The 13,932-nt window shown below is 52.7% G+C and carries 10 protein-coding genes; 5 read left to right on the top strand and 5 right to left on the bottom strand.

The features are described 5' to 3' along the window. Position 1: 1 nt before the first annotated feature. Both CRO74_RS18355 and CRO74_RS18360 read left to right on the top strand, forming a co-directional pair. On the top strand, positions 2 to 964 hold the full coding sequence (locus CRO74_RS18355; RefSeq protein ID WP_097127709.1) for an efflux RND transporter periplasmic adaptor subunit: 963 nt from the start codon (positions 2 to 4) through the stop codon (positions 962 to 964). A gap of 106 nt (positions 965 to 1,070) precedes the next feature. Beyond that, complete coding sequence (locus tag CRO74_RS18360; protein ID WP_097128669.1) at positions 1,071 to 4,253, top strand: efflux RND transporter permease subunit; 3,183 nt, start codon at positions 1,071 to 1,073, stop codon at positions 4,251 to 4,253. A gap of 286 nt (positions 4,254 to 4,539) precedes the next feature. Here CRO74_RS18360 and CRO74_RS18365 read toward each other — a convergent pair whose 3' ends face one another. From CRO74_RS18365 to CRO74_RS31665, 4 genes are all read right to left on the bottom strand, one after another. After that, positions 4,540 to 5,535 carry an NAD(P)H-quinone oxidoreductase gene (locus CRO74_RS18365; protein WP_097127711.1) on the bottom strand — a complete coding sequence of 332 codons (996 nt, stop codon included), beginning with the start codon at positions 5,533 to 5,535 and terminating at the stop codon, positions 4,540 to 4,542. Between the two features lie 236 nt (positions 5,536 to 5,771). Beyond that, entirely contained in the window at positions 5,772 to 6,494 is a 723-nt protein-coding gene (locus CRO74_RS18370) for an RluA family pseudouridine synthase (protein WP_097127713.1), read from the bottom strand. Between the two features lie 219 nt (positions 6,495 to 6,713). Further along, a complete protein-coding gene (gene rpmB, locus CRO74_RS18375) occupies positions 6,714 to 6,953 on the bottom strand; it encodes a 50S ribosomal protein L28 (protein WP_046375705.1) in 240 nt (79 codons plus the stop codon). A gap of 60 nt (positions 6,954 to 7,013) precedes the next feature. Then, the gene (locus CRO74_RS31665; protein ID WP_179830244.1) at positions 7,014 to 7,184 is read right to left on the bottom strand and encodes a C1orf53 family protein; all 171 of its coding nucleotides are present in this window, start codon (positions 7,182 to 7,184) and stop codon (positions 7,014 to 7,016) included. Between the two features lie 116 nt (positions 7,185 to 7,300). Between CRO74_RS31665 and rocD the strand changes: the two genes are divergently transcribed. Together rocD and CRO74_RS18385 are read left to right on the top strand one after the other, a co-directional pair. Then, positions 7,301 to 8,554, top strand: coding sequence for an ornithine--oxo-acid transaminase (rocD, locus tag CRO74_RS18380; RefSeq protein WP_097127715.1), 1,254 nt, complete (start codon positions 7,301 to 7,303; stop codon positions 8,552 to 8,554). A 300-nt stretch (positions 8,555 to 8,854) separates the two neighbouring features. Further along, entirely contained in the window at positions 8,855 to 9,502 is a 648-nt protein-coding gene (locus CRO74_RS18385; protein ID WP_097128671.1) for an NADPH-dependent F420 reductase, read from the top strand. A 36-nt stretch (positions 9,503 to 9,538) separates the two neighbouring features. Here CRO74_RS18385 and CRO74_RS18390 read toward each other — a convergent pair whose 3' ends face one another. Beyond that, on the bottom strand, positions 9,539 to 11,014 hold the full coding sequence (locus CRO74_RS18390; protein WP_097127716.1) for an arabinose isomerase: 1,476 nt from the start codon (positions 11,012 to 11,014) through the stop codon (positions 9,539 to 9,541). Positions 11,015 to 11,326: 312 nt separating this feature from the next. Here CRO74_RS18390 and CRO74_RS18395 point away from each other — a divergent pair, with 312 nt between their 5' ends. Then, on the top strand, positions 11,327 to 13,921 hold the full coding sequence (locus CRO74_RS18395) for a response regulator (protein ID WP_097127718.1): 2,595 nt from the start codon (positions 11,327 to 11,329) through the stop codon (positions 13,919 to 13,921). Positions 13,922 to 13,932: the final 11 nt, after the last annotated feature.

The raw sequence follows: 13,932 nt of genomic DNA on the forward strand, positions 1-13,932 counted from the left end.
CATGAAATTTCATCCTATAATCTTGCTGGCTCTCCTGACGGTTGCGGCCTGCAAAGACAAGCCAAAGCCGGTTGTTACGTCTCCGCCCCGCCCAACCACCAGTACCGATGGGAGCCGCATCAGTTTTCCGGATTCGGTGATGATGCGGGCATTTACGACGCAGCCTGCCCGTTCGGGAGCTATCCATACCGATTTTTCGGCACCCGGCCACGTGGCGGCTATGGTCGTGCGTTCCAGCGAAAACCCGGCCGAGCGACTCGTTCTGTTCGATGATCCTGGTTTGTCAGACAACTATACGGCCATTTTGCAGCACCGGATCAACATTCAGACGGAGCGCGGCAACCTGGAACGGGTAAAGGATTTACAGGCGCATGGCGCGGCTTCGGGCAAAGAAGTGATCGAAGCACAAACCCAGCTAGCCAACGAAGAAGCTGCAATAATTTCGGATGAAGCGACGCTCAAGCTGGCCGGTTTCGACCCCGAAGCCCTACGCACAGCCCGACCCAATACCATTCTGGTCGTTTGTGAAATTCCGGAAAATCAGTTTGGTAGTATTCGGCGGGGGCTAAACTGTACGCTAAACTTTACGGCTTTCCCGAACGAGCGGTTTGCCGGTCGGATCGACAATGTGAATGATTACGTGGATAACACCACTCGCCAGATAAAACTGCGCATTTCGGTGGCCAACCCCGACGGGCGGCTCAAAGCGGGCATGTTTGCCACGGCTGAGTTTGGCATCAAAGAGGCTGGGCAGTTTATAACCGTCTCGCGCGATGCCATTGTAACGGTGCAGGGACGCGATTACGTCTTTGTCCGAACCGCCCCGCAAGTCATTGAACGACGACCTGTCGAACTTGGCCAGCAGCGGGAAGATCGGGTGGTGGTGCAAAACGGCTTGAAAGAAAGCGACCAGGTCGTTACGGCCAATGTTTTGCAATTGAAAGGATTGAGTTTTGGGTACTAGGTAGGGTACAGCATCCTGCTGTACCAGCCGTGGTAACGGCTAATATGTATGTAGATAGTAAAGTTAGCCTGGCGGCTGGTACAGCAGGATGCTGTACCCTACAATTATGATTCAGAAACTAATAGTATTCTCCCTCAAAAACCGCTGGGTCGTTGTTGGCCTTGCGGTGGCGATTATGGGGCTGGGGTTGTGGTGCTTCAAACTGCTGAAGATTGAGGCCTACCCCGATATTGCCGATACCAACGTTATCGTAATTGCTAAATACGATGGGCGGGCGGCTGAGGAAGTCGAACAACAGGTCACAATTCCCATCGAGCGGGTGCTGAACAGCGTACCCCACGTAACGGACCGCCGGTCGCGGACGATCTTTGGGTTGTCTGTCGTGCAGTTGAACTTTGACGAGACGGTTACCGATTACTTTGCCCGTCAGCAGGTCATGGAACGGCTCGCGGGCGCGCAGTTGCCGGATGGTGTCTCGCCCGAACTGGCCCCGTTGACGACGGCGGTCGGTGAAATTTACCGCTATGTCATTGAGGCTCCGGCCAGCATGACGCCCATGCAACTGCGCGATTTGCAGGACTGGGTGATCATTCCGCAATTACTTCAGGTGCCCGGTCTGGCTGATGTGACGACTTTTGGCGGGCCTATCAAACAGTATCAGGTGATACCGGACCCGGCCAAGCTCCGTAAGTTCGACCTGACGTTACAGGATGTGATCGAAGCGGTTCAAAAGAACAACCAGAACACGGGCGGTAATGTCATTTCGCGCGGTGGACAGGGCTTTGCCGTGCGGGGGTTGGGTGCGCTCAAATCGCCCGACGATGTGCAGAATATCGTGCTGAAAGCCAACGAAGGCGTGCCCGTTCTGGTACGCGACGTTGCCAGTGTCGAAATTAATCCACCCTCGCCATCGGGTATTCTGGGCTACCGTATTCCAGACGAAAAGCTGGACGTCGTTGGGGCTACCGAAGGTATCGTCCTGCTGCGCCGGGGCGAGAACCCGAGCGAGGTGCTGGAATTACTCAAAGAGAAAATTGCCGACCTCGAAGCACGCGAACTGCCCAAAGGGGTTCATTTGCGGATATTATACGATCGGGGTTTCCTGATCGACCACTCGCTGGAAACGGTGGCGCATACGCTTATCGAAGGGATTTCAATTGTGGCTATTCTGCTCGTGCTGTTTCTGGGAAGCCTGCGGGCGGCTCTGGTCGTTACAGTCACCATTCCGTTTTCACTGCTGTTCGCGTTCATCCTGATGAAACTGGTGGGTATTCCGGCCAACTTGCTGTCGTTGGGCGCTATCGACTTCGGGATCATTGTGGACGGCGCCAGCGTCATGGCCGAACATCTTATCAGGCGATACCGATCGTCCGGTCCCGCTGACCGCAATCAGGGCATCGTGAACGTAACGGCTCGTTCGGCGGGGGAAGTGGCGCGGGAGATTTTTTTCTCCGTAACCATCATCATTCTGGCCTACCTGCCCATTTTGCTGATGCAGCGGGTGGAAGGGAAACTGTTCAGTCCGATGGCCCTGACGCTGTCGTTTGCGGTGATTGGGTCGCTGATCTGTGCGCTTACGGTCATTCCGGTGTTGATCTCGTTTGCCTTCCGCAAAGTGCTCGCGCCTAATGGCAAGCCGCTGAAAGAACATAAAAACTTCCTGCTGTCGCCACTGGAGCGGGGGTACCAATGGCTGCTCAAATCGACCTTGTTCAAAGCGCCGGGCGTGGTGGTGGGTGTCGGCATGACCCTTGTGCTGGTTATGATCGGCTTTGGGCTCAAATTGGGTACGGAGTTTCTGCCCGAACTGGACGAAGGGTCTATTTTCATGCGGGCCTTCATGCCGTCGGGCATTACGATTCAGGAAAATGCCAAGATCGCGCCCAAAATCCGGGAGATCATCAGCAGTTATAAACCGGTCAGTTTTGTGATCACCCAAACGGGCCGCAACGACGACGGTACCGACCCGTTCCCCACCGACCGAACCGAAATTCTGGTGGGTCTGAAAGATTACAGCACCTGGTCGGATACGATTTCGAAGAAGGAAATTGTCCGCTCCATGCAGACCAAGTTGCAGGAAACCTTTCCGGGCGCTTTCTTCTCGTCGGGTCAGCCCATCATCGACCAGGTTATGGAAATCGTGACGGGCAGTGCCGCCGACCTGGCCATCTCCGTCGTCGGGAATGACCTGACCCTGATGCGGGCTAAAGCGGATAGCATTGCCGCCCTGGTGAAGGGCATGAACGGAGCCGTATCGGTGAATATCGAGCAGGAGGGGCCGCAAGACCAATTGGCGATTAATATTAACCGTCCGGCGGCTGCCCGCTATGGGATCAACGTGGCCGAAATCGAAAACATGATCGAAGCGGCCATTGGCGGTAAAGCCATCGGAACGATTTACGACGAAGCCAAGCGGTATGATATTGTGGTGCGCTTCACGCCCGAAAGCCGGGGCAGTATCGACGCCATCCGGTTGTTGCAGGTGCCGTCGGCGACGGGGGCGCTGATTCCGATGAGCGAACTCGCCGACATTCATTATGTGCAGGGCCAGACGAACATTTACCGGATCAACGGCAAACGGATGGTGACGGTGCGCACCAACATTCGGGGTCGCGATCAGGGCGGGTTTGTGAAAGAGATTAGTGAGAAGGTACGCCAGCACGTGAAAATTCCGGAAGGCTACAGCGTCATCTACGGCGGGCAATACGAAAACCTGGAGCGGGCGGGCGGGCAACTGTCCATTTCGATTCCGCTAACGATTGTGGTGGTGTTCCTGTTTCTGTTCATGCTCTACGGCAATGTCCGCGACACCTTGCTGACGCTCACCTGTTTGCTGTTTGCGCTGGCGGGTGGTATCGGTGCCCTGTTATTGCGGGGGTATAACTTCAACGTTTCGGCGGGCGTGGGCTTCGTGTCGATCTTCGGTATTTCGGTGATGGCGGGCGTATTACTCGTGTCGGCCCTCAACCGAAACCTGATGAGCAGTACAAAATCCTTAAAGGAAGTTACCATCGAAACGGCGCAGGAGCAGTTCCGGGCCATCATGGCGATCATGGTCGTGGCGATCATCGGTCTGGTGCCAGCCGCTATCTCAAGCGGCATCGGCTCCGACGTGCAGCGCCCTCTGGCTACGGTCATCATCGGTGGCCTGACGACGACGCTGTTTTTCGCCCCGCTCATCATCCCGCCCCTGTTCTACCTCGTTAACCGCAAACGTCCCCGTCCAACCCCGCTGGATTCATCAGGTCACCATGTGCCAGAAGCGATAGAAGAAGGGACGGAGATGTAGTGGTATTTACCGACAACCCTGAAAGGGTTGACTATGGATAACCCCGGGCGTTAGTCCGGGGTTATTCGCTATCGGGACAGCACGCAACCCCGACGGGGTTGACTGTGTAGGGCGTCGTATATAATCAAGATACTACCTACTACCTACTACCTACTACCTACTACCTGTGCCTGCTATCTGTCACCTGCTACCCGAGCTACCTGCCCCTGCCCCCTGCCCCCTGTCTCTGCCTCCTGCTACCTGTCTCTGCCCCCTGCCACCGGATTGCATCCGGGGTTATCCAGAGTCAACCCCTTCGGGGTTGGGGGGTTGTTTTGGTTGGTACTTCCAGGATAATCTTGCCGATGTGCTCACTACTCGCCATCAGGTCCTGGGCTTTTCCGGCTTCGGCTAGCGGGAGGCTGCGGTATACGATGGGTTTTATCTGACCGGTCGTGAGGAGGGGCCAGACCTGCTTTTCAATGTCGGCGGTGAGGGCGGCTTTAAAATTGGCGTCTCTTGGTTTTAACATGCTGCCGCTGATGGTAATGCGCTTTTGCATCAGCGTTGGGATGTGAATCTGGCTGTCGGCTCCCTGCATGGCGTTGATGAACATCAGTCGGCCGTCGGTGGCGAGCAGACGCAGGTTTTTGGGCGTGTAGTCGCCCCCAACCATGTCCAGAATGACGTTTATTTCGACTCCATCGAGGGCTTTCTCAAAGTCTTCGTTCCGGTAGTTAATGCAGTTTATGGCCCCCAATTGTTCGCAGAAAGCACATTTGTCGTCGGTCCCCGCCGTGGCGTAGGCGTTGGCTCCGAACGCTTTAGCCAGTTGAATGGCGGTTACCCCAATACCGCTACTGCCGCCGTGTACCAAAAAATTTTCACCTTTCGCCAGATGCCCCCACCGGAAAACCGTTGACCAGACCGTCAGTATTGTTTCGGGCAACGAGGCCGCTTCAATAAAGCTTAGATTGGCCGGTACGGGCAGGCAATGGCGTTCGTCGACGGCTACGTATTCGGCATAACCACCCCCGCTGATGAGGGCGCAAACGGCATCGCCAACCTGCCAGCGATTTGCATCGGGGCCACAGGCCTCCACAATGCCAGCAACTTCCAGACCCGGAATCTGGCCGGATGGGTCGGCACCGTACCCGCCCGTCCGCTGGTGAATATCGCTTCGGTTGACACCCACAGCCCGTACCCGGATAAGAACCTGTCCTGATGCTGGTTTTGGCGTGGCTTGCTCCTGTAAAGTAAGTACCGAGCTATCGCCGGGATGGGTGATGGTGATTGCTTTCATAAAGTCGAGTTAGTCTAAATATGTTGAGCACAGTACCAACCCTGAAAGGGTTGACGCTGGATAACCCCGGATGCAATCCGGGGGGTAGGGCAGTGGTAGGGTGTGGCACATCCTATAGGTATCGACCTCTACTGCTACCACCGTGTCTGTGTGGCTACACCTGCCTCTCTATGCTCTCTCCCTGCCCCGGATTGCATCCGGGGTTATCCGTAGTCAACCCCGAAGGGGTTGTGAGCTTATGCAAATTTCTCCAACTGCTTTACGAGCACGTTGAAATCCTTGGGGTAGGGGGCCACGAAAGTTTGTTCTTCCCCGTCCAGCATCGCGAAGCTGAGCGAGTGAGCGTGCAGGGCAACGCGGTGAATGAGGGGTAACTCTTCCGTACCTTCTTTTAAATTGAATTTGCGCTTCACGTCAGACAGGAAAACGGGTTTCCCGCCATAGGTCGGGTCGTTGACAATCGGGGCTTTAAGACACATCAAATGCACGCGAATCTGGTGCATCCGGCCCGTAACGGGCATACACTCGACCAGCGTTGTAGTTCGATAAGCCTGTAGCGTGTTGAAAATTGTTTCGGCCACTTTTCCTTTCTCGCGGTCGATTCGAACGGCCGTACCGTCCTTAATGGGCGAGATGGGTAAGTAGACCGAAATACCTTCAAAATTGTGCACCCCGTTCGTTACGGCATGGTAGCGTTTCGTTACCTCGCGGTGTTCGAACTGCATAGCCAGGTGCCGGTAAGCCTCCGGATTTTTGGCAATCGCCAGAATACCCGACGTTTCCTTATCCAGCCGATGCCCCAGTTGTGCATCCGCATGGTAGGCTTTTGCCAGCCGCAGAATGCTCTGACCACCCCGGTCCGTTGTGCGTTCGTCGAGCGAGGCCACGTGAGGGGGTTTGTTGATTAGTATATAATCCTCATTCTCAAAAACAATGAGGTCTTCAAAATTCAGCTTCATAGATGAATTGTTAGATCAAAAAGTTGGAACACAGACCGGGCCACCGGAGCGGACGCACGAAGAATAGCAGAGATACACGGAGAAAAGAACTAAAAAAACTCTGTTTATCTCTGTTATCCCCTGTGCATCCGCTCCGGCGGCCCGGTCTGTGTTCCAAGATATAACACAAAAAGCCTCCTCCCAGTCGGAAGAGGCTCAGAGGAATATTATTTTGAAAGACTATACCGTCAGCGTACCGCGCTCGTAAGCTTTCTGTAGCGTCGCTTCCAAACCATTTTTGTTGATGGTTTTGATAGCTGACGTAGCTACTCGTAGTGTTATCCATTCGCCGGTTGATTCGACGAAGAACCGCTTCTTCTGCAGGTTCGGGAAAAATTTACGCTTGGTTTTATTGTTAGCGTGAGAAACGTTGTTTCCCGTGCGTGTGCGCTTTCCTGTGATTTGACAAACTCTGGCCATTACCGTACTCGTTATCCGTTTGAGGGCGCAAAATTGGCTAAATAATTCATAATCTGCAAGTCATTCTTCCTTTTTTTTGAATCCATAGGGGCAATGAAGGCACCCGCTCTTGCAGCAATACCCTCGTCTGAGGTGGTAAGCGGCCGTAAAAACCACAAATCCCTCGGGCGTATAGTAATAGTCGTCGTTGGCCAAACCGGGTATTTTTTTCTTTGGGGGGCGAAGTGGCATCGTTTTGGGCGTCTGTCGAAGAAGCCGTATTTTTGAAAGCCAACGGACTGTTACATCAGTTAGTTGCAAAAAAGTAAAATGGCTCTGCCAATCACTCAATCTAATCGTTTTTCGCTATGATACTCGAACCAACAACGCCCATCTCATCTGCCGATAAGGCCATGCAACTGGAATGGAAGTACGGCGCGCACAATTATCACCCCATACCGGCGGTGTTGACTCGGGGTGAAGGCATCTTCGTGTGGGATGTCGACGATAAACGGTATTTTGATTTTTTGTCGGCTTATAGCGCCGTGAGCCAGGGGCATTGCCATCCGCGCATCATCAACGCCATGATGCAGCAAGCCCAGCGCCTGACGTTAACGTCGCGGGCTTTTTACAATGATAAAACGGGTCTTTGCGAGAAATATCTCTGCGAATACTTCGGCTTCGATAAGGCGCTGATTATGAACTCAGGGGCCGAAGGGGGCGAAACGGCCCTCAAACTAACCCGAAAATGGGCCTATAAAATCAAAGGGATTCCGCAGAACGAAGCAAAAGTGGTCTTTGCTGCCGGAAACTTCTGGGGGCGTACGCTGGCCGCGATCTCGTCGTCGACGGACCCCAGCAGTACCAATGATTTTGGTCCGCTACTGCCGGGTTACATCATTATTCCTTATGATGACCTGACGGCACTGGAAGAAACGTTCAAAAGCGATCCCAATATTGCCGGGTTCATGGTCGAGCCCATTCAGGGCGAAGCGGGCGTGGTTGTTCCGCATGAAGGCTACCTGCGCGGTGTGCGCGACCTATGCACAAAATACAACGTGCTGTTCATTGCCGACGAAGTACAAACGGGCATCGGACGAACGGGCAAACGCGTTGCCTGCGATCACGAAGGTATAAAGCCCGATCTGCTCGTGTTAGGAAAAGCCCTTTCGGGAGGAACCATGCCCGTTTCGGCGGTGCTCACCTCCGATGAAGTGATGCTGACCATCAAGCCCGGCGAACACGGGTCGACCTACGGCGGAAATCCGCTGGCCTGTGTCGTTACAATGGAAGCCCTTCAGGTCGTTGAGGATGAAGGTTTAACCGCAAATGCCGAAGCTATGGGCGAAGTTTTCCGCGCCCGTATGACCGCCCTGAGTGAGAAAACGGAGCTGGTTAAGTCGGTGCGGGGCAAAGGACTGCTCAACGCCATTGTCATTACCGAGCGCCCTGATCTCGGCGAAGAAACAGCCTGGGAAATTTGCATGAAGCTGAAAGATAACGGGTTACTCACCAAGCCAACCCACGGCGACAAGATCCGCTTTGCGCCCCCGCTCGTCATCAACGAAGAACAGATGCACGAAGCCTGCGACATTATTGAGAAAACGATTCTGGCATTTTAAATAGTTATGTTTATTTATTGAACACATTGGACCGCCGAAGCGGAGACGCGGAGAACACAGAGATTAAATAGAAGCTGTTTTTAAGCTTTCATAAATAGTTGGTAATAAGTGTTTTTTGTCATCCCGAGGAACAAGGGATCTTCACGTGAGTCTGAAAATCTCCGGTGCTCGAAGATCCCTCGTTCCTCGGGATGACAAAAACGCCTAATTCACCTTACAAAATCAAAGTTTAAACAGGTTCATACTTAAAAGCCTATAGTATAACCTATGTGTTCTCCGCGTCTCCGCTTCGGCGGTCCGATGTGTTCAATCAAACCTCACTACTTAACGCTAAACAGCATGGACGCAAAAACAATTGGCATTATAGGAGCCGGGAATATCGGGCAGGCGTTTGCCGGGCACGTAGCCAGGGCCGGTTATCCGGTTATTATCAGCAACAGTCGGGGGCCGGAGTCACTGGCCGAACTGGTAGCAACGCTGGGCAATGGAGCCAAAGCGGGTACCGTGGCCGAAGCCGCACAGGCATCCATCGTTCTGCTGGCATTGCCCTGGACACACCTGGCCGAAGGGCTCGCCAACTTACCGGACTGGGAAGGACGCATTGTGATCGATGCGACCAATTTTATCGTTTTTCCGGAGTTTAAACCGGCTGATTTGGGTGATAAAACATCCAGCGAAGTCGTTGCCGGATATGTGCCGGGGGCTCGCGTCGTGAAAGCGTTCAACACGCTCGATGCGGCCATACTGGCGGCCGATCCACATGTGGCCGGTGGGCAACGGGTCATTTTTATGTCGGGCGATGATGCCGATGCGAAAGCAGATGTAAAGCAACTTGTTAAAGCCATTGGCTTTGCTCCGATTGACCTGGGCGGGCTGGTAGCAGGCGGAAGATTTCAACAGTTTGGCGGCCCGCTACCGACCCACAACCTCATCAAATTGCCAAAGTAACTGGGAGCCAGTTGTGCAAATCACCTGCTTTGGGCCTCAGCAGACCTGAATAACGGCTACACCGAGCAATTCACCTAACTTTTTAAGCTTGCCGGATATATGCCCTATACCAACGGCGCAGTGGTGGGCGGGTCCGTGGCTGTTCCAGTCGTTGACAAACTGGCGGGCACCGATCGAAAACCGATAACGGCTGTTGGTATTGCCGATTTCGAGAATTGGCCCCGCTACTGACTCGCCCTCGGCCAGCAGCAGTTGGATCTTGCCGTCTACAGTTTCGACAACCGAAAGCAGGGTTACCGGCCCCTGCTTCACCGACATTTCTACCGACAGACCGTTTCCTACTTTACCGTGATAAACCTGAAGCGGACGCACCTTCGTTTTGCCTTCGGCAATGGCGATATGCCCCGGCCCGTCGTGCCCCATCAGCATTACATCATCGGCGAAGTCCATGGCGTAATACTCCGTAAAGGAGCCGCCTACCCCAAAGGAATCCATGATTTTCATGGCCTGCGCGTTCTTCACTTCGTACTCACCCGCAACGGGTATACCCCTGGCGGTTAGTAGTGAATTGCCCAGAATGACCGAAGTCATGGTGTCTTCGTTGAGCCGGTTGCCGGTGCCTTTGTAATAATACGCCATCGACCCCAGGTCAAGCTCAGCCACCAGCCGGTCCAGCGCAATTGATGTGCGGGCAGCCCGTTCCAGTTCGGCCGGGGTGCAGTCGGGTTGTACGGCAAAGGTTTCGGTGAAAAGAGCCACCCGTTGTTGAATATCCTCGTCGGAAACCGTCTGCCGCAGAGCCGATAACTGGTCGACTTCAATCATTTCGATATGTCCGCCGAAGGTGGCGCTGTGCAGCGTCAGGTTGGAGTAAATGTCCAGCATACCCCCATAGTAGTTGCCCATTAGGCCCAGGCGGTTGTGCGCCATAATGTTGGCCACGCGGGCGGCTTCGATCCACTCGTCGATCTCGGTCCAGGCCAGCGGGTCGTTTTGGAGCATACCCGTAACCTGATAGAACGGAATGTTCGACCGTTTGAAGACCGACGCGATTTCGGGCACCGGGCAGGCCGAGCAGTACGCCAGCCATTCGCCGGTCATGCGTGTGCGGTCGCCGAGTGCATTGAACCAGGTATAGTCGATGGCTGGTTCGGGAGCCAGGTTCAGCACAATAACGGGTACTTTGGCCCGTCGCACCACCGGCAATACCGTAGAGGACAGGGCATAAGTGGTTACGTAGAGAAGGATGATGTCCACATCGGCCTGCCGAAACTGGTGTCCGGCCAGCATTGCCTTTTCGGGTGTGTCGACCAGGCCGAGATTAACGATGTCAACACCCGGTCGCTGCATTTTTGTTGCGAGTTGGCTCAGGTAACCTTGCAACCGAGCCTGCAAACCGTCGAACTGCTGCCAGTAGGCGTCGAGCCCAATACCAAACAAACCAACTTTTAAGGCGTACGTAGTCGTTGCCTCAAAACGGGCCGCTGGCTGCGTTGCGGATGTAGAGTGCATAATGAAACTGGATGGTAAACGACAGTGCTGTAAAAGTAAGCTTACCAACACAGACTATCCAGTCTATTTTGTCCTTAATGGTTAGTTGGATGAAGTTCGAGTGTATATATTTACAGAATAATATTTTTAATAACTTATCTAACTTAGTTAAGGTTTTGATATAACTGTTTATCGTCATATATCTTGTAGTAGTAACTTTACCGGCCTGATTTAACAGATACGCAGTATAGGTGCAAAATTTACAAGGCATTTCTCAAGCTGATTCTTTTAGCTATAAAAGAAATTAGCTGACGTTAGAAATCTTTTCTCAACATGAATCAAAACCAGCGGATCTCTTTAATCGTCGTGATGGGGCTACTCATTACAGTCGTTATTGGCATAAATGCCCGTCAAACTATTCATCGCTTAGTTGAAACGAATAATTGGGTGCTGCATACCTATAAAGTCCTTAGTAAGGCCCAGCGCATAGAATCGCTGCTGACCAATATGGACAATGATATGCGAGGCTACCTGCTTAGTAACAACTCGTATTTTCGATCTGATTTTGAGCGTACCAGCCGCAAATTGAGTGCAGAACTTAAGGGCATTCAGGATTTGACGAGCGATAACCCGATTCAGCAGAAAAAGGTACAGTTATTGACCCGGCTTTTTGAGAAGAAGGTTGCCCGGAGCCGATCTTTACTTAATACTGGCCAAGTTCAACCAGGTGTGCCCCGGCTGGATTCGCTTGATCTTTACCTGACGCTGAGCGGAAATTTTCAGCAGGTAGTAAACTCGACTGTAGACCATGAAGATCAACTACTCGAAGCGCGCATCGCTCAGAGTCACCGGTCCGCTTCCTACGCGTTAGTCAGTAACCTGGTTGGAGCGAGTGCTACTTTAATAATGATCCTTTGGGCCATTTATGTGCTCTATCGATCCTTAAACAAAAGCAACCTACTCAACCAGAAACTAGCCGATAGCGAACAGCAGACCAAGAAATTACTGGAGGCTGTTCCTGTACCGGTTGTTGTAGTCAATCACGAGGGCAAGTTCTATTATGCGAATCAAGCCGCCAGTCAACTGGTTGAAAATATAGAGGAGTACGATCCTCACGATGACACAGCCAACTCAAATCGGTTCTTCCGCTATCCGGATGGTGTGCCCTATCCCCGCGAGCAACGGCCCACGTACCGGGCCTTACAGGGCGAAGCAACTCAGGTAAATGACATCGAATTACGGATGAACGGAAAGCGATTTCAACTGCTCAGCTCATCATCGCCGGTTTACGATGCCAGTGGAAAATTGCAGTATGTCATTACATCGAGCATCGACATTAGCGAACGCGTGCAATCACAACAGCGGTTACAGGAAGCCAGAACAATAGCGGAGAAAGCTGCCAAGCTTAAAGAGGACTTCCTGGCCAATATGAGCCATGAAATTCGAACGCCCCTGAATGCCATGCTCGGCTTTTCCGAACTGCTGGAGACAACCAATCTGGATAACGATCAGAAAGAATTCATTCGGCTGATTCGAACGGCGGGTAAGAACCTGCTCACCATTGTCAATGACATTCTGGATATATCCAAGATCGAAGCGGGCATGATCCGGCTGGAATCTATTCCGTTCAGTATCCAGATGCTTACGGGCTCCATAAAGGCTATGTGTCAGGGGGCTGCCACCGATAAGGGGTTACAACTCGCTGTGGAGGTCGACCCGGACCTGCCTACCGTTTTCATGGGCGACCCAACCCGGCTGACGCAGATTTTGCTTAATTTGATCAATAATGCCATCAAGTTTACAAAGCAGGGCAGCGTAAGCCTTCGTATTGAACAGGGCGAAGGCAAAATACCCACCTGTGTACCGGTACGCTTCATTGTGCAGGATACCGGTATTGGGATGGCTATGGATGTGCTGCCTACAATTTTTGAGCGATTCCAGCAGGCAGATAAATTCACGACCCGGTACTACGGCGGAACGGGTCTGGGACTAAATATTGTGAAATCCCTGACCGAACTGCAAAATGGTTCCGTCACGGTAACAAGTGCCCCGGGGAAAGGATCCCGCTTTACGGTTGAGATTCCGTATATACTAGCCAAGGAACAGATCAATTTTAATCAACCGCACATCTTAACCCCAAAAGGCAACCAAAAGCCGGTACGTGTTCTGGTCGTAGAGGATAACCTGATGAATCAGAAGCTGGTCCTCCAGGTACTCAAACATTTAGGCTATCAGGGGCATGTGGCCGAAAACGGGCGAAAGGCAATTGATGTACTACAGGAAGCCACGTTCGATATTATTTTGATGGACCTTCAGATGCCGGTCATGGATGGATACGAAACGACTCGCTACATCCGGTCAGACATTAATTCGACCGTGCCGATTATTGCCATGACCGCTCATGCCCTGCCCAGCGAAAAAGAAGAGTGTCTGAAAGCGGGCATGAATGATTTTCTTTCCAAGCCCTTTCAGATCGAAGAACTCCAGCAGCTTATCCGGCCGTATTTGCCAAAAGAAAATGTAACCAACAACGTTGTGCCGACGCCTGATGCACTACCCCCTACAGGCTCCGCACGTTTCTCGGCTGAACCGATACTGAAAATGCTGGGAAATAATCTGGAGGCAGTCGTTGAGATATTGGGAACCTACTTAAATGACACGCCGGAAGATATTGAGAAGCTGGAGCAAGCGCTGAACCAGCAGGATATAAAAGAAGTAAAGCGGCTGATTCATATCCAGAAAGTACACACGAAAATGCTGGGTATGAACGAAGCAACACGCTTGATTCTGGAGACCGAAGCCCTGATCATTGCCGGCAAAGGCATGGAGGCTATTACCCCGCTGATGGAGCCGTATATCCGGGAAGTGAAAGCAACCCTACCCCTTATCGGCGATTATATACGGTCCCAAAGCCATACCATTGCCTAACCGAAAACGTA

It is taken from the genome of Spirosoma fluviale, assembly GCF_900230225.1.
GTDB classification, from domain to species: domain Bacteria; phylum Bacteroidota; class Bacteroidia; order Cytophagales; family Spirosomataceae; genus Spirosoma; species Spirosoma fluviale.

Bases quoted from the DNA above. Each gene is read 5' to 3' on its own strand.
- CRO74_RS18355 (WP_097127709.1), top strand. From the start codon at position 2: ATGAAATTTCATCCTATAATCTTGCTGGCTCTCCTGACGGTTGCGGCC.
- CRO74_RS18360 (WP_097128669.1), top strand. From the start codon at position 1,071: ATGATTCAGAAACTAATAGTATTCTCCCTCAAAAACCGCTGGGTCGTT.
- CRO74_RS18365 (WP_097127711.1), bottom strand. From the start codon at position 5,535: ATGAAAGCAATCACCATCACCCATCCCGGCGATAGCTCGGTACTTACT.
- CRO74_RS18370 (WP_097127713.1), bottom strand. From the start codon at position 6,494: ATGAAGCTGAATTTTGAAGACCTCATTGTTTTTGAGAATGAGGATTAT.
- rpmB (WP_046375705.1), bottom strand. From the start codon at position 6,953: ATGGCCAGAGTTTGTCAAATCACAGGAAAGCGCACACGCACGGGAAAC.
- CRO74_RS31665 (WP_179830244.1), bottom strand. From the start codon at position 7,184: ATGCCACTTCGCCCCCCAAAGAAAAAAATACCCGGTTTGGCCAACGAC.
- rocD (WP_097127715.1), top strand. From the start codon at position 7,301: ATGATACTCGAACCAACAACGCCCATCTCATCTGCCGATAAGGCCATG.
- CRO74_RS18385 (WP_097128671.1), top strand. From the start codon at position 8,855: ATGTGTTCAATCAAACCTCACTACTTAACGCTAAACAGCATGGACGCA.
- CRO74_RS18390 (WP_097127716.1), bottom strand. From the start codon at position 11,014: ATGCACTCTACATCCGCAACGCAGCCAGCGGCCCGTTTTGAGGCAACG.
- CRO74_RS18395 (WP_097127718.1), top strand. From the start codon at position 11,327: ATGAATCAAAACCAGCGGATCTCTTTAATCGTCGTGATGGGGCTACTC.